Origin of the sequence: Spirosoma liriopis (assembly GCF_023196085.1) — a bacterium.
GTDB lineage: Bacteria > Bacteroidota > Bacteroidia > Cytophagales > Spirosomataceae > Spirosoma > Spirosoma oryzicola.
The window spans coordinates 1-18,918 of the sequence record NZ_JALPRF010000003.1 but is presented as its reverse complement, the minus strand read 5'-3'; the positions used below and the strand labels follow the sequence as shown (position 1 = coordinate 18,918).

Sequence of the window (18,918 nt, the reverse complement as noted above, 5' to 3'; positions counted from 1 at the left end):
CAACAATTACGCAGCCGGATACACTATGCAATTTCCCATAGAGTGCCAGAACTTTTGACTACTTGCCTCATTGTAACCTTACCTTTCGCCCCAGGTTGGTACTGAACCAGGGAAATAAGGCAATGGGCCACCAGTCAAATCGACTTCGCTTAGTTGCTGCGCCAGTTACGGGTCATCAATGGAAACAAAAGCAGTATCCCTTACTTTTGCAGACGATACCACGTATAGCCATAGCCCGGCAGTTGAGTCGTGTACGCACCATCTTTCCCAACTTGACGCTGGCTGTTGTCCAGAAGGTTAACCAGTTGAGTCTGCGCCTTCAATTGCGTGCTGATCTGGCATTGCTGCGGCTCTGGACTAAAGTTATGCACCATCAACAACGACCGTCCCTGCCAATCGTACCGAATAGCCAAAACGTGCTGGGAGCCCGTATCGACCAGTTCCCAGTTTCCCCAACCGATCTCTGGACATTGTTTGCGCAAACGGGCCAGTTGGGTCACCTTGTTCAGCAGCGAGGCTGAATCGGCACGCTGGGCCGCTACATTGATCGACGTATAGCCGTAGGGACCCTGACTGATGACGGGCCGAACGGTTTTTGGTGCATTCGAAAAGCCGCCGTTCGTAGCGCTAGACCACTGCATAGGTGTTCGAACCGATAACCGCTCTTCCAGCTTCAGGTCATCGCCCATGCCAATCTCTTCGCCGTACCGGATAACCGGCATTCCAGGTAACGAAAAAAGCATGCTGTACGCCAACTCGACCAGACGCCGGTCGCCCAGCATAGGCGCTAACCGACGCCGAATGCCCCGGTCGTAAAGTTGCATCGTTGAATCAGGGCCGAATCGTTTGTAAACCTTATCCCGCTCTTCATCACTCAGCCGACCGAGGTCAATTTCATCGTGGTTGCGCAAAAAATGCGCCCACTGGGCCGTTGGTGGAATGTCTTTGGTATCGTGCAGGGCTTTCCGTAGTAGCTTGGTTTCACCACTTGCCAGGGCGTAGAAAAGGTGCTGGTTCGCGAAGAAGTTGAACATTGTCTGCATGTTCTCCCCGTCTTTACCAAAAAAAGGCTCCTGCTCTTTCGGGTCGACATTGGCTTCGCCCAACAGAATTGCGTCACGCTTATGCCATTGGATGTACTGGTGCAACTGCGTAATGATGTCAAACTGATGTTCCGGCTTATCCGGGTCGAAATCGGGATTCGCTACTTCGATCAGGAACGGAACGGCATCCACCCGAAAACCGGCAATTCCTTTGTCGAGCCAGTACTTGACAATCTTGCGCATTTCCCGCTGTACCGCCGGATTCTGCATGTTCAGGTCTGGCTGAAAGTCATAAAAGCGGTGATAGTAATACTCTCCCGCTTGTTTGTCGTAGGTCCAGACAGCTTTCTGAACACCCGGAAATACCATACCCGTATCCCACTTTTTTGGCCGCTCTTTCGACCAGACATACCATGAACGATACGGCGAATTCTTTTGCTGACGGGCCTGCTTAAACCATGGGTGCTGATCGGACGTGTGGTTGGTAACCAGATCCATCATCACCCGAATGCTTCGCTGGCTGGCTTGTTTAATTAATTCATCAAAGTCCTGATTAGTGCCCAGGCGCTGGTCGATGCCGTAAAAATCAGCGACATCGTACCCATCATCTTTGTTGGGTGTCGGCTGAAAAGGGGCTAGCCAGATTGCATCGACCCCCAGCGTTTTGAGATAATCCAACGATTGCGTCAGCCCCTTGAAGTCACCAACACCGTCGTTGTTCGAATCTTTAAATACCTCGACATCTACACTGTAGACAAGTGCATTCTTATACCATAGTTCCTCAATAAAGTCAGTTGCCAGCGGAACGGGTGGTGTTTTCTTGGATTCATTCTCCGATGTTTTTGTCTGGCAGGAAACGAGTAGCGTTACAAAGAGAAGGGGAAGTATATGTTTCATGAAGTAGTGGCCAGAGGCTTATCCTAGTTACACAACCGGTTTCAGAACCAATCTGTTAACGAAGATTCTCTTTCGGCCATTTGGCTCATTTTATATTATAAGTTTCTAGTTTTTTATATAAATAAATGCAGTTTACTCACCGTCTTTCAATCAATTCGATTAGACAAAAGTTAGGGTTGACATGAATAAGGAAGAGATAAAGTTAGGCGATTGGCAGCGGATCTTATTCGGGAATGCTCCCATTGAATTCTTGGCAGAAGTGTTTGTTCGGACGATGCTGATTTACCTCATACTGCTGGTTGTGATGCGGCTGTTGGGGAAACGGATGAACGGCCAGTTAACCAACTTAGAACTAGCGGTTATGCTTACGATGGGGGCCATCGTTTCTCCGGCTATGCAGTTACCGGATCGTGGTTTTTTGGCGGGTGTGATGGCGATGATCTGCGCCCTGATTTTTCTGCGGGGAACAAACTCATTAGGATTCAGGAGCAGCAAAGCGGAAACGATCATTCAGGGTACCGAAACGGTGATCGTTAAAGACGGAATTATCCAGTTGGACAAGATGGCGAGTAATCGCTTGTCGCATCAGCAGATTTATGCGGCTTTACGGAGCGAAAATGTGTACAATTTGGGGAAGGTAAAGCGGCTGTACCTGGAAGCGTACGGCATATTCAGCATTTACAAGGACGAAAAAGGAAAGCCTGGCTTATCCATACTACCTCCTTTAGATCCTGAGATTCAATCGATTCACCAACATCCAGACGAAAAAATCCTAGCCTGTAGCAATTGCGGTTACACCCTACCAGCCGAGCCAAAGCCGGGCACCTGCCCAAGCTGTCATGCGGAGCAATGGAGTGAAGCGATACTCTAACGTTATCATGAATAAGGAAGATATCAATATATACGATTGGCCGCGAATTCTGATTGGAGAAGTTCCGGTTATCTTTTACGTCGAAATACTAATCCGGGCGACCGCAGTTTATCTGCTGCTGGTTGTGGCCATGCGGCTGATGGGCCGACGGATGGCGTCTCAGTTGAGCCGCAACGAGATGGCGGCTATGGTATCGCTGGCAGCCGCTATCGGGATTCCGATTCTGGACGCCAGTCGGGGTTTATTACCGGCTTTCGTTATCGCTCTGGTGGTCGTATTTACTCAGCGTCTTGTTTCCTACATCGCGGCAAAGAATGAAAAGTTTGAAACGCTTTCTCAGGGTGATAAAAGCACACTCGTTGAGAACGCTGTCATCCAGTTGGCCAATCTGAAAGGAACAGTTGTTACGCGTGAGCTTTTGTTTGCTCAGCTTCGGTCAAGTGGCCTGATCCACCTGGGTCATGTCAAGCGGCTGTACATGGAAGCCAATGGGTCCTTCACGCTGATTGAAGATTCGAACCCTAAACCAGGACTTTCACTTTTACCCGAATGGGATACGGAATTTGTTGATCAGCAGGAAAAAGCACCGGGTCAATACGTCTGCCACCACTGTGGAAACGCACAGCCCGGTGCTGGTCGCGAAGAAACGGCTTTTTGCAGCAACTGTGGGCATCAGGAGTGGGTACCCGCCCTCAAATGAATGACTTTTAACCAGACTTGCGGATTAACTGGGGGCCGTTTCGGTCTTAATCAACGACGTATAAACGTCCTCCCGCACAAACGTACGTTTCAACGATTCGGTAGAATGTACGAGTACGTAACCCGCTTTCCGTAGCTTGGCACAGGCGTTTTTGATGCGGAAATGATAGCCTTTATCGGTAACGTTATGGACCTCGTCGAACTCGACCAGGATCATCTTTACGTCCGGTTTATCCTCGACGATTGTATCGATTACGGTATACTCGGCTCCTTCAATCTCCAGCTTGACCAGATCAACGGTCGTGTGGTTGAGCATCTTCATGAGATTACTCAGGCGGTCAACGGGTGCTTCGATGTACTTTTCGGAATCTTTGAACAGATAAACCGAATGCGAAACGTAGTTTTCCTTTTGCGGCTCAAAGAAGCGCAGGACTGTTTTCTGATCCCAGACGCCAATGTTTACGTAGGTAACCGCATCGATTTGCTCCGTGGATAAACGGTACGTGAACGGGTACGAGTCATTAGGCGGTTCGTTATGAATCGTCAACGTCTTTCCGGCCTGTGTGTACTCCTTTAGTTTTTGAAAATGATTGATGCCTTCTGGCGTTGGATCAAAAATGTAAACCCGCGCGTCGAACCGGGCTTTTAATTCGGTATCAAACGAAATGTCCTCTCCCGCTCCTACACAGTAACAGACGGACTCGCTTGTCAGGAAATTTTCGGGAACAAAGTATCCATGAAATTCGGAGCCAACATGCACCAGGTTAGCCAGTGGCTTTACACCTTGCTGGGGGTGTATTCCCATTACTTTTTTTGTAACGTCTACAAGAGTTTTCATAAAAGACTACTAACCGCAGTGAACTAGCCAGGGGCGTGGTTTGACAGGAAACAGTTCGCTAATTAAATGAAAAACATTCACTTAAGCCGTTTCTCCAAACAAACTTTTCTAAAAGTGTCTCGTATTGTTTCTGTACATTAAACTAGTCAACAGCGTGTATACACTGTACACATGATGGTAATACCATACGGTAAATACGGGCTCTCCGCAAGCTATTTTTGGGAGCTACCTGCTCGTGGGGTAATTCACAAGCGGCTGTATCCATTTACCCAGCGAGGCCGTTTTAGCAGCCTACTAATCAGTCAGCGTGTATGAAATTTAGTGATCGCAGCGATGCTGGCCGTTAGTTGGCCAAGCAGTTAACCCAGTACGCTGATCCGCCGGATGTGCTGATCATGGCTTTACCCCGTAGGGCGTTCCCGTAGCCTACGAAGTCGCCATTCACCTGAGGGTTGGTTGGGCTTGATGCGTTCGTTGTCCGGAAGCTTGGTGGCCGGGTACACCAAGAACTGGCAATGGGAGCGATTGCAGCTGTAGGTTCCTAGGGCGAGCCAGTGCATGTTGTGAATCAATCTGTACTTCAGGCTTACCACGTAACAGACGCTGAGCTTAGTCAGGTTGTGCAGCGAGAACGAAACGAATTAGCGCGTCATGAGTAGGCTTACCGCAATAACCAGCCTATTCCCAGCCTACAGAATAAACCGATTCTTCTTATTTACGATGGATCAGCCACAAGCGCTACCATGCGGGTTGCTGCCCAGGCACTGAGGCAGTTGAAACCAGTCCAGTTTGTAATTGCTGTACCAGTAACCCCCGCCAGCGTGTGCAATGGCTTACGGGACGATGGCACTAGCGTGGTATGCCTGCTAACCCCCAAACCCTTGTACAACGTCGGCCAGTGCTACGACAACTTTTCGCAAACTACGGATGTGCCGGTACGAGAGTTGCCCCAAAAAGCGTCCTTGTGGGGTCCAGCAAGCCGATAGCAGCCTATACCGAACAAAATCGTTAGTGGTTACGAACCGGATTCAGCAGGCAAAACGGGCGATTTAACCAAGCAATTCAGGCATTCGGATAGATTGAATGGGAGCGGCAGGAAAAATACCTAACCTTTGCCTCGGTCAACGACTTTGATTAGTCTGATTAAGAATTAGCCGAAGAGGGATTGTCAACTTGTATCCTGCCATGAAGAAATCGTTATTTGCCAGTATCAGTATTCAGTTTGTCAACAAAGCCGTTCAGGATGCAATTCGCCGATGCGAACGAATTGTGGTCGTCGGTTCGTCGGATGAGTACCAAACGATTTACTTTTTTACAGGCCAAAAAAGCTATTTTCGCTATTACACAATCGACCTGAACGCCATTGACCCCATCGTACCGAAGCGTTTTCAACAAGCTAAACGAAACTTCTATGACGAGGTTTTACGCCGAGAACCCCTGGCCCAGGCCGTTAGTCGGGTTGAAGCCAGCCAGCTGTTAAATTCATATTGCAACGCTCCAGCCGTCTCCAATGCCCCGCTTGTTCAGTGGGTTAAGGGCCTGCTGGTGAACTAAGTATATACGCTTGCTTTCTACGTAATCCGTATCAGCAAATTACCTTTCTCTTTTCCAAAAACCCTGCTCAACCTATAGTACAGCACCGCCCTGCTCAACAGAATTGTTGGGCAGGGCGGTGCTGCTTTGGTATCGATAAGGAAAGTGTACTTTTCTGTAGAAGCTAAGGTGTGAAAAAAGAAACGACCCGACTCAACCGGCCGGGCCTTTCTGCTTCTATCCACACCATAATAAGCCTGCCATTACAGCAAGGCTTATTTGATATGCAATGTTAGCGATAATTTTTCAAGTTTAGATAATGCATAGGCATAGTTCTATCGTAGGGGAATAATTATATTATCAAACGTCTGTCGTCAACTGCTACCAATAAGCTATTTATCAAGTACAAATAAGGTGATGCATCTTTGTGGCTGAATTCCGATGCCATTTCATTTGGAAAGATATTGCACAATCAGGCTCTTCGCCGTTAATTAGCCACCATCATGAGACTACTTTTGTTACTCCTCCTGGGATTCGTATCCGCTTGTCAATCGGATAAACCGAATAGCACCGCAGCGGTAAATGCATCGCGCGACCTGCTAATTGACCGGGTGTTCTGGCAACCAGAGCAAAACCAAAGCCAGCATACACAGGTCAATCAACACAAGTTTGCGATAACCAATACCTCGCTTCAAACGGGTTATCATCGGATAACGGTTCGATTCGATTATTACGATCAACATTACCACTGGCTCGACTCCGCCATCTATACCGTCAATCAATCGATTGAGCCTCGCTCAGCAATCCGAATAGACAGTGTGCAAACGGGTAAGGCCAATCCGGCAACCAGATCCGCAACCGTTACTGTGCTACGGGCCGAGTCCGAATAGATTTCGCCTTGAGTGCCTTAGTGGGTCTACGTACATGACAAAATCTGAACTGGACCGCTAGCTCAGCTTGTCCCTGTCTTTTAGCGCGTGATGCCACTTAGTAAATAACCAGATCATTATAAATCGGTATAGGAATGGCTTATCGTATGTACCCGGTACGATACCTGCCGGTACTTATATGCATTATAAGCGCTTTTGGGTGACGTGTTTGGTACTAGACCGTGTCGGCAAAGAACCCAACAGGTAATTGATGTACATGGAAGCCACTGGCAAACTGCTTGGTCAATTGCTTGCGTTTTAACAATAGCGCCCGATGTCAATAGTCGATTTTGAAAGTATCGATCCCCGAGGAATACACAGACAGCAAAGTTACGGTGACCGCGACCCAGAGTCCTGTTTCGAAATGCTTAGTCTGCTGGTGAGAAACGGCTGGCAGCTGATCCGGGTCGATTATTTTGCTTCGGGTACGGGTATTGGGATGAAACTGCCCATTGAAGCGTTTACCGGCGAACCGATGCGTGCGCCAATTCGCCTGCTGGAAGAAGAATGGAAAGAGCTTATTGTCAATAGCTAGTCACCGTCTACACAGACGACGGGACAGCTAAGTTCATTGGCAACAATCGCCAATCCGCGTTGAAAACTACGGCCTCCGTTTCATCATCGTAACTGCGATAACGAAACGGAGGCCGTAGTTTTTTCATCTGGCTACTTTATACAACCGCTTCTTCGACCGTTGCTTTAGCGTGGTGGTAAGCCCCTTTGACAGAGTCGCCGACCGATGCCAGTGCGTCCTGCGCCGACCGGCCAGCCATTTTGGCTTTGAAGCGCGCCTTTTTGGGTAAGCCCTTTCCGTAGGCTTCAACGGACCGGACCGCCGACTTATTCTGCGATAATAACCACAGTCCACCAAGCACTGCTGCGCCAACTACGAGCGCAAGACCGATCGATTTTTTCTGCGCTTGTTCCGCTTCCTCTTTCGGCGTCATGTCTTTGCGTGTTTGGGCCGCTAGTAGCGGATCAGGCAAAACGTGACCTAGTGCTACGCGTGCTTTGTTCGCCCAGCCTGCTACGACATGATCTTTACCCTGCATGAGTGCTTCATAACCTTCTTTGGCAACATCCGATGGGTTGGCCGTTTTTTGCGGATCGGCTCCTTTGACATGAGCGGCCCCCGCTTTGTTGAAGAAGTCCGTGTTGGTTGCACCGGGCATGAGCACAGTAACCGTTACGTTCGTATCTTTCAACTCGTTACGAATTGCTTCGGAGAACGATTTGATAAACGCCTTGGTTGCTCCGTATACCGCCATCATCGGGTTAGGGACAACGGATACTTCCGAACCAAGCATCAGAATTTTTCCCTCGTTCCGGGCGACCATGTCTTTCAAGTACAGCTTGGTCAGATGCATCAGTGCCACCGCATTCACCTGTACAACATCGAGTTCTGTCTGTAGATCTGTTTCCGTAGCAAACAGACCATAGTGACCGAAGCCTGCGTCGTTGACCAGGACATCAATCGTCAATCCCTGCCGACTCGTTTCGGCGTAGATCTCTTCAGGCGCTTTCGGGTCCGCCAGGTCTTTGCGAATGATTGTAGCCTGCGTACCGTATTGATTCTTAAGATTGTAAGTCTGCTGTTGTAAACTTTCTTCGTCGCGACCGATCAATACCAGCTTGTAGCCATCTTTGGCGAAGAGTCGAGTCAGTTCGCGGCCAATACCGCTGGATGCGCCTGTTATCAGGGCCGTTTTTCCATTAGGTTGTGTTTCCATCGTTGAGTGATTAAAGTCTAAGGTACTTATCAGGGTTTCAGGATCACCTTGGTACAGTCATCCTGTTTTTTCTTGAAGATGTCGTAGCCGTGCGAGATCTCCGACAAGGGTAGTACGTGCGATACGATATCGTCCAGCACCACCTTACCCTGCACCACCAGATCCAGTAGGTGATCAATATTTTTGTGAACGAACGACTGGCCAAAACGAACCGTAATGCCTTTGTCAAACATCCGCCCTACGGAGAAGTTGTCGAACGGTGTTCCGTACACCCCAACAACCGATACGATTCCACCCCGTCGTACGGCCTGAAAGCAAAGCTCCAGTATTTTAGGCGTTCCTTTTTCGAGGTTGATCACCGCCTTCGCTTTCTCCAGAAAGCTACGGTCGGCTTCCATACCAACGGCATCGACGCACAGGTCGGCTCCGCGCCCCTCGGTCATGCTGCGAATGGCGTCAACGACGTCAACCTCATTGGGATTCAGCGTTTCGACCTTGTTGACGCGTCGGGCTCGTTCCAGCCGGTATTCGAGGGGGTCGATAGCAATAACCCGCCCGGCCCCTTGCAGCCAGGCCGATTTCTGAGCCATAAGCCCTACGGGTCCTGAACCGAAAATGGCAACGGTTTCCCCTCCTTTCAGTTCGCCCCACTCGATGGAACTCCATCCAGTCGGAAAAATGTCCGTCAGGAATAATACTTGCTCATCCTTCAACCCTTCCGGAACATGGCGCAAGCCGTAGTCAGCGTACGGAACACGCACGTACTCAGCCTGTCCGCCGTTGTAGCCACCGTACAGGTCAGAGTAGCCAAACAATCCACCACCTTTTTGGGTCAGCAGACCACCGTCCGGGCCGTAAAACTCGGGGTTAGAATTTTCGCAGTGCATTTCCAAGTGATGTTCACAGAAATAACACTTTCCGCAGGCAATCGTAAACGGAACAACGACGCGATCCCCTTTTTTAAGGTTGGTTACGCCCGAGCCTACGTCTTCGACGATACCCATGAACTCGTGGCCAAGTACCTCATTACGAAGCTGAGGCAAAAAACCATCGTAAATGTGCAGATCGGAGCCGCAAATGGCGGTTGACGTGATGCGCAGGATAACGTCCCGCGATTGTTCGATTTTGGGATCATCCATCGTTTCATAACGGATGTCGCCAACTTTGTGAAAAACGGCTGCTTTCATGAAAAGAAAAGTAACTGGTCAATGCGTGTTCTGAAACGTGCTATCCGATTCAACTATCCCATTTACAATTAGTTTTAACCAACCTACTAATTGGACAGAATAACTATAGAAACAATCCATCATGCGCGTCAGCTGCTATCGTACTGAAACATGAATTGTTGTCGGTGAGCGCTGATTGAGAATCAGCCATTATGAACCGCTCAATACATCGGTGGCCTACTTCTTTCCCTGTCGTTCCGGATGGTCATAACACCTGCTATATTTACAGCTATATTACGTCTACCGATCGCACTCCAACGAGTCACCGCACCGTAGTTCAAACGCATAGTCCTGTTTATGCCGATACGTTTACGTTTAGTAAGCTTTTTCTGGGTCATGTTCCTGCCTGCCTGGGCGCAATCAGGTCGTTCAATAAACTACTCCGCTGAGTTGGGCGGCTTGGTAGCAACGACGCCACAGATACCTTTCTGGCTGCGGAGCAACCAATACGGTACAGTACCCCTGCGCGGTTCTTTCGGTACGGTACGACTTGGTGCGGAAAAAACTTACAGACCCAGGCCCGATTCAGCTTCCCGTCGTAAATCGCGCTTCGATTGGGGGTTCGGGGTCAATGTGGTAGCCAATGCTGGTTATCAAAAAGAGCCGAATCAGCCAACTGTTCTTCTGCCGCAAGCCTACGTGAAATTGCGCTTCGGTGCACTCGAATTAGTTGGTGGTAACCGGATGGAGGTGTTCGGACTGGGCGATACGGTGCTGACATCGGGCTTTGTGGCCTGGTCGGGCAATGCGATTCCTTTTCCCAAAATTCAATTGCACACGCCTGATTTTGTGCCAATCGGTTTTACCAAAAACCTGATTGCCATCCGCGCGGGCTATGCACACGGATGGTTCGCCAACAGCTACATTCAGGGCAGCTACCTGCACCAGAAATACATTTACGCGCGTCTGGGAAAACCTAGCTGGCGAATGCGCTTTTACGGCGGCCTGAACCACCAGGTACAATGGGGAGGCCACGCTGACTACCTGGTCGGCACGCAACTGGCGGTGAACGGACACCTGCCTACCTCCTTTCAGGATTATCTGTCGATGGTAATCGGTCATTATCCCGACGCCCTCCAGAACGACCGCTTTACCGACTTTGATGGAACCAACCGGGTTGGCAATCATATCGGTAGTTACGATGTGGCTTTGGAATGGATTGGCACGAATCAGAACTGGTTACTTTACCACCAGCATATTTACGAAGATGCATCCGGACTAGCGTTACAGAACGTACCCGATGGCCTGACGGGACTTCGCTTCCTGAACCACAACACGACCGCAAGTTCTTTTTTCAAGCTGCGTCGGTGGGTGGTCGAGTGCCTTAGCACAACCAATCAAAGCGGGCCGACATTCGATCAGACAGCCCGTTATCAGGGGGGTGATAACTACTTTAATCACAGTCAGTACAAAGAAGGATGGACGTATCGGGGCAAAACGATAGGAACGCCTTTCCTCGCTCCGTACACGACACTGGCCGAACCCGTTGCCAACCTTGGCGGAAGTTTTTTCCCGAACAATCGGGTTGTAGCGTGGTACACCGGTATGGAAGGTGTATTTCGGCATGGGCCATCGCTAAAGGTCCGATTATCGTACAGTCGCAACTTCGGCACGTTCAATCAATCGTACCCGCACCCCTTTCACCAATTCTCGGCGCTGGCCTCGGCGCAATGGTCACTCAGCCGTCGCCTGGGCACTACGCTGCTGACAACCGTAGCCATTGATCGGGGCGAGTTATTTCCCAACACGGTTGGGAGCTTTGTCAGCATACGAAAGGTTTGGTAATTTCCCCTTTGTTTATCCTCCACTAGCAGGACGAAGCAACCCGCATAACATCCTGCCGATTCTGGGTAAGGACCGTATCCGTTTTCTCATGATGAACGAGCCTGATTTCGCCTTCCAATAAAATAAAAATCTCAAACTGGAATTAACAAAACTATCTGGATTGGAAACCGTTCTATGGAAAACCAATGATATATGAACAACGTTACATTTATGAAAAAATCTTTTCTATCCGGATTATCGCTGGTAGTCTTGCTTGTTGCTTGCTTAACTGCCTGTCAGGATCACCGCATTCCGCTTCCCGGTCAGAGTATACAATCGAACGGGCCTAAGCCGGCTTATGCGCCCGACATGGACCCACAAATGCTGTCTATCATTGAAGAACTAGGCCGCCTGAATCCGACACCCTTGTACACGCTATCGCCACAGGAAGCCCGCATGAGACCTTCCGTGAAAGATGCTGTCAATTCGCTGCTCGACAAAAACAAGATTGTTGCCCCTAAATCCAACGTATCCATAAGCCAGCGGATGATTCCAGGTTGGGGCGGTACGCCTATTCGAATCGTTGTTTACACACCGGCTGGTGCATCTTCTTCGGCTCCGGTGATCGTGTACATGCACGGCGGTGGCTGGGTTATCGCTAGTCCGGAAGTTTACGAATCGTCGTCGGTAGCACTGGCGCAGAACACGGGTGCTGTGGTTGTCTCGGTTGACTACCGGCTGGCACCGGAGAACAAGTTTCCAACAGCTCACGAAGATTCGTACGCTGCTTACAAGTGGGTGAAAGAAAACGCAGCATCCATCAGCGGCAATCCGGCTAAAGTAGCGGTTGCCGGTGAGAGTGCCGGTGGTAATATGGCCGTTACGGTAAGCATGATGGCCCGTGATCGGGGTTTGGCGTTGCCGGTTCACATTCTGTCGGTTTATCCGGTAGCGAACAACGACCTCACTACGGAGTCGTACAACAAGTACGCGAATGCGATGCCTTTGAGCCGCCCGCTTGTGGAATGGTTCGTTGACAAGTATTTCCGCAGCCCAGCGGACGGTGATACACCGTACATTTCGCTGGTAGACGTTGCTGATCTGCGCGGCTTACCCCCAACAACAATCATCGCGGCTGAAATTGATCCATTACAAACGGAAGGGATGCAGCTACGCGACAAACTTGGTTCGCAAGGCGTTAAAGTCGATTACCGGCTTTATACAGGCGTAACGCACGAGTTTTTTGGTACGTATGCCATCGTGAAAAAGGCGGAAGAGGCTCAGGCGTTTGCTGCTATGCAGTTGCGTGATGCATTCAAATAGCTTTCTGACGCCAGTGACGAATTGATTCACTTATTTACAAACACAAAAGCAACCTCACTCGGGGTTGCTTTTGTGTTTATAGGCAATAACGAAGATTTACTTATCATTCATTGGCTTAATTCGTTCAAATCACTGTCAAAATCAGCAGCAACCAAGCGAGACGCCTTATTGCTAGTCTTACTTCACTTCTGGAATATCGGCGGGGTCAATCAACAGAAAGCCCGGATTGATGCAGGCTCCGTGCCAACGCACGCCAAAGTGCAGATGAGGTCCGGTTACGCGTCCGGTTTCACCAACGAGGCCAATTTTTTGTCCCTTGGTAACCGTTTGATTGGGTTTTACCTGATAGCTCTTTAAATGGAAGTATTCGCTGATCAGCCCGTTACCGTGGTCGATGTAAACCGAATTACCGCTGTAAAAATGATTCGCAGCCAACAGTACGCGGCCATTCCCAACGCTTAGAACAGGTTTACCAGCACTTACTGGATAGTCCTGTCCCGTGTGCCGGTCCCGAGGCTGCCCGTTGAAGGTTCGGCAGGCTCCGAAATTACCTTCACCTTTTGGCAAGGGTTCGGCAGGCTTACCAACGGGCAGATCGAAGACCGCCGGACGCACCGTTTCTTTGTAACGAATCAGCGGATTGATAACCGTTGCTTCTTTGGCAGCGCGTGCCTGATTCTGGGCCGAAACATTGATGTATTCTTTTTTGGGAAAGTTGGCGATGTCTTCCTGCTGGCATTCTTTCGGCGTAACGGTTAACTGAGCCGATTCTAGTTTGCCACCCGTTGTCCGGCGCGAAACGGTATACTGGCCGGGCTTCATGTCCATGTCTACCGGATAATAACACGTACCGTTGACAGCCGCCCAGGCTCGTTTTTCAAAACTACAACGCAGGCAATTACCCGCCCAGCGAGCGACTTCGCCTTGAGCGACACTAACGGACTTAGACGGTTCGGCAGAAGCAGCCTTTTTGCTCTGCGCGTGCGTCAGGCTAACAACAAGGCCCAGCACGACTGTTACGATTACGCTTTTCATGGATTGATAGGGGAATGTATGCCCGTTACAACCCGAGTAGGCCACCCTGTGTTTTAGCGACGTTCAGCTCAATACATCGATTATTCTATTGTTTTGACGGGAAAGTAACGAGCCATTGCCAGCATGAAGCAACCCATTAACAAAAATCCGGTGGCAACTCCCAACTGAAGCCCCCACCCGCCGGGCAGCGTTTTGACAGCCTTGATGATATCATCCATATTTTTGACCCAGTGCGGATCTTTGGCCAAAGCGCCTTTGATCAGATACCAGCCCGTTCCGGCCAATGTGCTACCCACTGTCAGGAATCCCACCAGACCGCAAAGCCACAGAAAGCCTTTCCCTATACGATTTACGCCTTCGAGCTGTAGTCCTTTATAAACACAACCCGACAAGCCCTTGTAGAACTGAATACCCGCCCAGGTAATGAAAATACTACCAACCAGTATGACCAGCCAATCTCCTCCTTCGATCTGCAATAGCTTGGCCACCCAGATCTGTTTCTGGTTATCGTCTCCGCTACCCTTGCCCAGCAATAGCTTTACCGCCGTGAAACCTAAACCGCCGTACGTGATGGCACTAAGGGTGTAATTGAGCCGGTAAAGCCACCCACCCGGACCGTTGCCTTTTTTGTAAGGATCATTCCAGATTTCGAACAGTCGCCACAGGGTATGCCCTGCCAATGCCACCGCAATAAAGGCAATCAAAACCTTTCCGAAGGGGCTGATGGTCAATTGTTCCAGCACCTGTTTGCGACTCGGATCTGCATTACGCTCTCCAAAGGCAAACTTGGCGGTAAAGACGGCGATTGACCCATAGAATACGGCTTTCGCGATATAACTGGCTTTGGCTAGTCTTTCGATACCTTGTAAAGACCTTTGCTTGATTGTTTCTGTAGCGATCATGTACTCGTTCTGCTACCCTCCCACTTTGGGTCCGGTATACGTGTGTACGTGTGTACGTCAATAACGGGCTAAACCGGTTTAGGTTATTCTAGCGGCTATTTCTTAGCCAAAGCCCTCCGGCTGGGATCTTATTAACTAGAAAAGCACAATCGGGCAAGCCCTGCATTCGTTTTATGGATCGACTATTAAATCAAAATTTATAAGCCGGTACGGCTAGTTTCTGCCGAAATTTTACAGAAATTTAGTACCATTTCCTTCCACAGAATAGCATGAAGAAACAACCCTCAAAAAAGGTTCTCTCAATCAACGAGTTGAGTCCGGATAAGGTGTTGGCCCGTTGGTTAGCCGAGGTTTCTACGCTCCAGCAACAGTACAGCCTATTGAACAACTACATCGCTGGTACTGGTGAACTGCCGCAAGATCCATCAGCAACCGGGTACGTCGGGCAGTGCACCCTGCGGCAGTTAATGAGCTTATGTGAAAGACTGCACAGCGAACTGGCCGACTTACTTCAGGACATGAAAGAGCCGGATCAACTGTCGGCTCAGCAGAAGTTCAACAAACTAGCGATGCACACTTTACAACTGGAAGAATTGAATCAGCATACACAACTCATGCTTCATCTGGCCGAACTACCCGCTTCCTGACACGCTTCTGGTTTTTTAGGAGCCAGCGCCTTAGTTTATTATCCAGCTAATTCAACAAACGACGTGTTGCCTAATACACAATTATTTAATCAAATTCTCGAACAGTATTCGTTCAGTGTGGCTCACCATTGCATCAATTCAGTTAGTCCAGACACGCAATCGGAGCTTATTGCCTTCATCAACCATATCGATAACAATCCGGACACGACCGAACTGATCGGCATCAGCGCAACGTCGGAGCCTATTCAGGAAATAGCTAGTCCGTGGCAGGAGGTGTTAAACGAACCTGTTAACTGGCATTCCGTTCATACACAGTGGCTAGTGGGTGTTACGCGCCAGCGAACCCAGCGCCACCAACGCTACGTAACCCATCTGGAAGAAACAATCCGGACTACCGAACACCGCATTAGCGAACTAAAAGCATCGCTCGCTAGTGAAGACAGCCAATCGAATTTACTGCGCTGGTACGAGCAAAATCGGGACAACTACCATCGGTATTTGTTAGCGGCTCAGCAGGTACATCAGACTAGCTTGCAACAGTTGTCTTCTTTAGAGAACCATTAGTGGAGTTGACCAAATTCGTTGCCATACGTTTAAAGAAGCCGTGCGGTCTGGTTTGAGAATTTGACCGCACGGCTTCTGTTTCACCCCACTGAGTTGTTAAAAGACCCGGTTTGCGCACGGTTTTCAGGCCATAAAAAAGGTACAGGAATCGTTAATAGGATAAGTAACTTGTCTGAATAAGCGATCGTTTACCACTATCCAGGAGAGCCATGAGACTTTACTTTCTTCTACTTACGTTTACGCTGTTGGTATCCGGTTGCCATCGATCTACGGTCGATCCATCACAACCAATTTCGGACGAGCAACTTCCTGAGCCTCCACTTGTCGAGGTACAGACCCTGACCGACAGTTTATACATCAGCTCTCAGACTATCTACACCCGGACGGCCAACACCGACGTGCGTATTTCCTGTCGATTCGGACTGGCATACAGCTCTCTTCGTGCCAGCCAGATTCGCGAGGTTGGCTTTTGTCTGTCTTCGACTGATTCGGTTTTATCCGTCAAGAACCCGCAACACCTACGCCTTAAAGCGACGCTCGATACATCCCAATACCTGTTTACGGCGGACATTCAGAATCTATCCCCCGGTCAACGCTACTATCTGGAGCCGTACATCATCTTCAAGAACGGGCGTGTGTATTATGGCCGCTACTTACCGACGCCCCGTTTGCAGACACCAAGCTGGTTGCCACGTCCTCCGATGAACGCCATTACCCGCTTTACGGCTCCCCAAACCGACAAATCAGCCTACAAACCTCTTACCGTACTGAACCGGGCGACGGTCCCATTCACCTCACTTCTTTACGACGATTATTTTTTCACCTGCAACGATAAGCTGTATGTGCTGGGACGAGAAGGAAGCTTATTTCAGTACGATGCCGATCAGGATAAATGGGTAGCCCGTCAGCGCCTGACTATTGAGCCTTCTGACCGCTTTAATGGCTCTCCTGCTATCGTGTTTAGCGTGAACAACAAAGGGTATGTACTGTATAAAGATATACTGTCTCACAGCGCTACCTTTCAGTGGGAGTATAACCCGGAGCTGGATCAGTGGACCAAAATCAGCACGCCCGATACGCCCGATATCACCGCTTACAAGTACGCGTATCAACAAAACAACCAGGTCTTTCTGAGCGATATCTATCGCAAGCAGATACTTCGATTCGATGCGCAGCAGAAAAGCTTTCAGGCGGTTAACTCGACGAACGTGATTGACTACCTGACGAATTACAGGCCAATCGTCAACGTCGCCAGCACACCGTATGCTTATTTTTCCAGGTACGACGAAACTGGCAACGGGGAGCTATATGCATCTCGCTACGATCCCTTAACTGATCGCTTTGGTGAGGACAAGCTCGTTTCCGACAGAAAAAGTGATTTACAACCTTCCTTTGCTGTTGCGTCAACGGATGATTTGCTATTGGGGCTAGGCACGAGCACACGGCTGATTCCGGAATCCCGCATCATCACCCATAGTATGGTGATCAATGATGATTTGATTCGCTATGCCACTACGTCGGGTCAGGTCACGGCTCGCTACGATCTCTCGGCGTTAACGAACAGCGCTTACGACAGCCCGTTTAGCAGTTACAGAGCCCTTTTTGTAGGTGGCAGAATCTATGCCATCGATCAGTCAAACAGTCACATGCGAGAACTGCGCTTTTAACCATTTTCGAGAAAACGATTATTTTCGGTAAACGGAGTGTTCTTCGGTTTTACCAGAAGGTCAAACAGCGCGGTATGATTACGCAAGAACTGATTCAACAACTGTGTCAGATACCCATTACGGACTACCTGGCGAGTAAGGGTATTCTGCCTGTTCTTAAGCGCGGACAGGAGTTTGCTTATTTGTCTCCCCTACGGGATGAGAAAACGCCTTCCTTCTTCGTGCATCCGGTTAAGAACGTATGGAATGACTTTGGGGGCGACCGGGGGAATCTGGTTCGCCTGGTTCGCCAACTTGAACAATGTGATTTCGTGACCGCGATTCAAACGCTACAACAATTTACCTACCAACCACCAGCAACATCATTTTCTTTCGACGACCCAGTAGCCAACAAGACTCTGAACGAAAAGGAATCAATCATTGCCGTTAAGCTGCACGACAATCCGGCTTTAGTCCCCTACAGTGCTCAGCGTCGCATCAGCTACCCAATAGCCCGCAAATACCTGCGTGATGTCTATTATCAATCCATCGACAAACGCCTATTTGCCGTGGGCTTTGAGAATGACAAAGGCGGCTTTGCGCTGCGCAACCAATGGACCGACAAAGACAAAAACGTTCGTGAAATCAAGCGCAACATTGGCCCCTCCTGGTTCACCACCATTGCGGGCAAACATCAGCGAGTGGTCAATGTATTCGAAGGTTTTTTTGACTTCCTGACGGCGCTGGACTACTATCAGGTAAGCGAACCGAACTGCACGACGATTGTACTCAACTCAACCAGTAATCTCGATGTCGCCCTACCCCTGCTTACTCAGTTCGCTCAAGTCAACGCCTATCTCGATAATGACCAAGCCGGTAGTACGGCCTTAGCCAAGATCCAGGCATCAGGTGTATCGGTTGTAGACCGTTCAACGCTCTATCAAGGCTATAAAGACTTCAATGAGTTTTGGATAAACCGGGAAGTTTCCAAAATTTGAGGGTGCAGTGCCAGCACAGACAAAACGCGCTTGGTGGATGCTACGCTATACATAGTGTGGCATTTTTTATACGCTTGATTATGAGTAGTGTAAAAGTTAAGCCGTTTTTCTGAATCAACACTGATACTCCCGATTTGTCGCTATCGAAGATGTCTTATCCTGATATAGGTTGTCAATTTTCACCCAAAATTGACAACTATGCAAGACCACATCCGCGACCTGCTGAGTCGCTTTCAGTACAGTGAACAACTCCGAGAGACGGCCGTGTTCCGC

Annotated in this window: 18 protein-coding genes; 12 read left to right on the top strand and 6 right to left on the bottom strand. The window is 49.4% G+C overall.

Features of this window, described 5'->3' with window-relative positions; translation table 11 throughout:
* Nucleotides 1–200: 200 nt before the first annotated feature.
* Nucleotides 201–1,940: an alpha-amylase family protein gene (locus tag M0L20_RS16835; RefSeq protein ID WP_248478123.1), complete on the bottom strand. Its 1,740-nt coding sequence runs from the start codon at nt 1,938–1,940 to the stop codon at nt 201–203.
* Nucleotides 1,941–2,121: 181 nt separating this feature from the next.
* Here M0L20_RS16835 and M0L20_RS16830 point away from each other — a divergent pair, with 181 nt between their 5' ends.
* Both M0L20_RS16830 and M0L20_RS16825 read left to right on the top strand, forming a co-directional pair.
* A complete protein-coding gene (locus tag M0L20_RS16830) occupies nt 2,122–2,811 on the top strand; it encodes a DUF421 domain-containing protein (RefSeq protein WP_232562134.1) in 690 nt (229 codons plus the stop codon).
* Nucleotides 2,812–2,818: 7 nt separating this feature from the next.
* Nucleotides 2,819–3,511 carry a DUF421 domain-containing protein gene (locus M0L20_RS16825; RefSeq protein WP_232562133.1) on the top strand — a complete coding sequence of 231 codons (693 nt, stop codon included), beginning with the start codon at nt 2,819–2,821 and terminating at the stop codon, nt 3,509–3,511.
* 24 nt (nt 3,512–3,535) lie between these two features.
* On the opposite strand, the gene M0L20_RS16820 is transcribed toward M0L20_RS16825, so the two are convergent.
* Entirely contained in the window at nt 3,536–4,348 is an 813-nt protein-coding gene (locus tag M0L20_RS16820) for an FkbM family methyltransferase (RefSeq protein ID WP_248478122.1), read from the bottom strand.
* A 743-nt stretch (nt 4,349–5,091) separates the two neighbouring features.
* On the opposite strand from M0L20_RS16820, the gene M0L20_RS16815 reads away from it, so the two are divergent.
* The 4 genes from M0L20_RS16815 to M0L20_RS16800 all read left to right on the top strand — a co-directional run bounded on the left by M0L20_RS16815 (nt 5,092) and on the right by M0L20_RS16800 (nt 7,345).
* On the top strand, nt 5,092–5,334 hold the full coding sequence (locus tag M0L20_RS16815; protein WP_248478121.1) for a hypothetical protein: 243 nt from the start codon (nt 5,092–5,094) through the stop codon (nt 5,332–5,334).
* A gap of 199 nt (nt 5,335–5,533) precedes the next feature.
* A complete protein-coding gene (locus M0L20_RS16810; protein WP_232562129.1) occupies nt 5,534–5,902 on the top strand; it encodes a hypothetical protein in 369 nt (122 codons plus the stop codon).
* A gap of 482 nt (nt 5,903–6,384) precedes the next feature.
* Nucleotides 6,385–6,771, top strand: coding sequence for a hypothetical protein (locus M0L20_RS16805; RefSeq protein ID WP_248478120.1), 387 nt, complete (start codon nt 6,385–6,387; stop codon nt 6,769–6,771).
* 313 nt (nt 6,772–7,084) lie between these two features.
* Nucleotides 7,085–7,345, top strand: a complete 261-nt coding sequence (locus M0L20_RS16800; RefSeq protein WP_232562127.1) for a hypothetical protein — start codon at nt 7,085–7,087, stop codon at nt 7,343–7,345.
* Nucleotides 7,346–7,481: 136 nt separating this feature from the next.
* On the opposite strand, the gene M0L20_RS16795 is transcribed toward M0L20_RS16800, so the two are convergent.
* A complete protein-coding gene (locus M0L20_RS16795) occupies nt 7,482–8,540 on the bottom strand; it encodes an SDR family NAD(P)-dependent oxidoreductase (protein ID WP_248478119.1) in 1,059 nt (352 codons plus the stop codon).
* Between the two features lie 29 nt (nt 8,541–8,569).
* Nucleotides 8,570–9,727, bottom strand: a complete 1,158-nt coding sequence (locus M0L20_RS16790) for a zinc-dependent alcohol dehydrogenase (RefSeq protein WP_248478118.1) — start codon at nt 9,725–9,727, stop codon at nt 8,570–8,572.
* Nucleotides 9,728–10,063: 336 nt separating this feature from the next.
* Between M0L20_RS16790 and M0L20_RS16785 the strand changes: the two genes are divergently transcribed.
* The gene (locus M0L20_RS16785) at nt 10,064–11,551 is read left to right on the top strand and encodes a capsule assembly Wzi family protein (protein WP_248478117.1); all 1,488 of its coding nucleotides are present in this window, start codon (nt 10,064–10,066) and stop codon (nt 11,549–11,551) included.
* Nucleotides 11,552–11,761: 210 nt separating this feature from the next.
* Entirely contained in the window at nt 11,762–12,853 is a 1,092-nt protein-coding gene (locus M0L20_RS16780) for an alpha/beta hydrolase (protein ID WP_248478115.1), read from the top strand.
* Between the two features lie 177 nt (nt 12,854–13,030).
* Here the strand turns inward: M0L20_RS16780 and M0L20_RS16775 are convergent, their stop codons facing one another.
* Together M0L20_RS16775 and M0L20_RS16770 are read right to left on the bottom strand one after the other, a co-directional pair.
* Entirely contained in the window at nt 13,031–13,888 is an 858-nt protein-coding gene (locus M0L20_RS16775; protein ID WP_290428922.1) for a M23 family metallopeptidase, read from the bottom strand.
* An 80-nt stretch (nt 13,889–13,968) separates the two neighbouring features.
* Entirely contained in the window at nt 13,969–14,790 is an 822-nt protein-coding gene (locus tag M0L20_RS16770) for a DUF1206 domain-containing protein (protein WP_232562122.1), read from the bottom strand.
* Between the two features lie 269 nt (nt 14,791–15,059).
* Here M0L20_RS16770 and M0L20_RS16765 point away from each other — a divergent pair, with 269 nt between their 5' ends.
* The 4 genes from M0L20_RS16765 (at nt 15,060) to M0L20_RS16750 (ending at nt 18,645) form a co-directional block, all read left to right on the top strand.
* Nucleotides 15,060–15,437, top strand: coding sequence for a hypothetical protein (locus M0L20_RS16765; protein WP_248478113.1), 378 nt, complete (start codon nt 15,060–15,062; stop codon nt 15,435–15,437).
* A 66-nt stretch (nt 15,438–15,503) separates the two neighbouring features.
* Nucleotides 15,504–16,001, top strand: coding sequence for a hypothetical protein (locus M0L20_RS16760; protein ID WP_248478111.1), 498 nt, complete (start codon nt 15,504–15,506; stop codon nt 15,999–16,001).
* A 209-nt stretch (nt 16,002–16,210) separates the two neighbouring features.
* The gene (locus tag M0L20_RS16755) at nt 16,211–17,668 is read left to right on the top strand and encodes a Kelch repeat-containing protein (RefSeq protein WP_248478109.1); all 1,458 of its coding nucleotides are present in this window, start codon (nt 16,211–16,213) and stop codon (nt 17,666–17,668) included.
* Nucleotides 17,669–17,742: 74 nt separating this feature from the next.
* Nucleotides 17,743–18,645 carry a DUF8464 domain-containing protein gene (locus tag M0L20_RS16750; protein WP_248478107.1) on the top strand — a complete coding sequence of 301 codons (903 nt, stop codon included), beginning with the start codon at nt 17,743–17,745 and terminating at the stop codon, nt 18,643–18,645.
* The last annotated feature ends 273 nt before the right edge of the window (nt 18,646–18,918 follow it).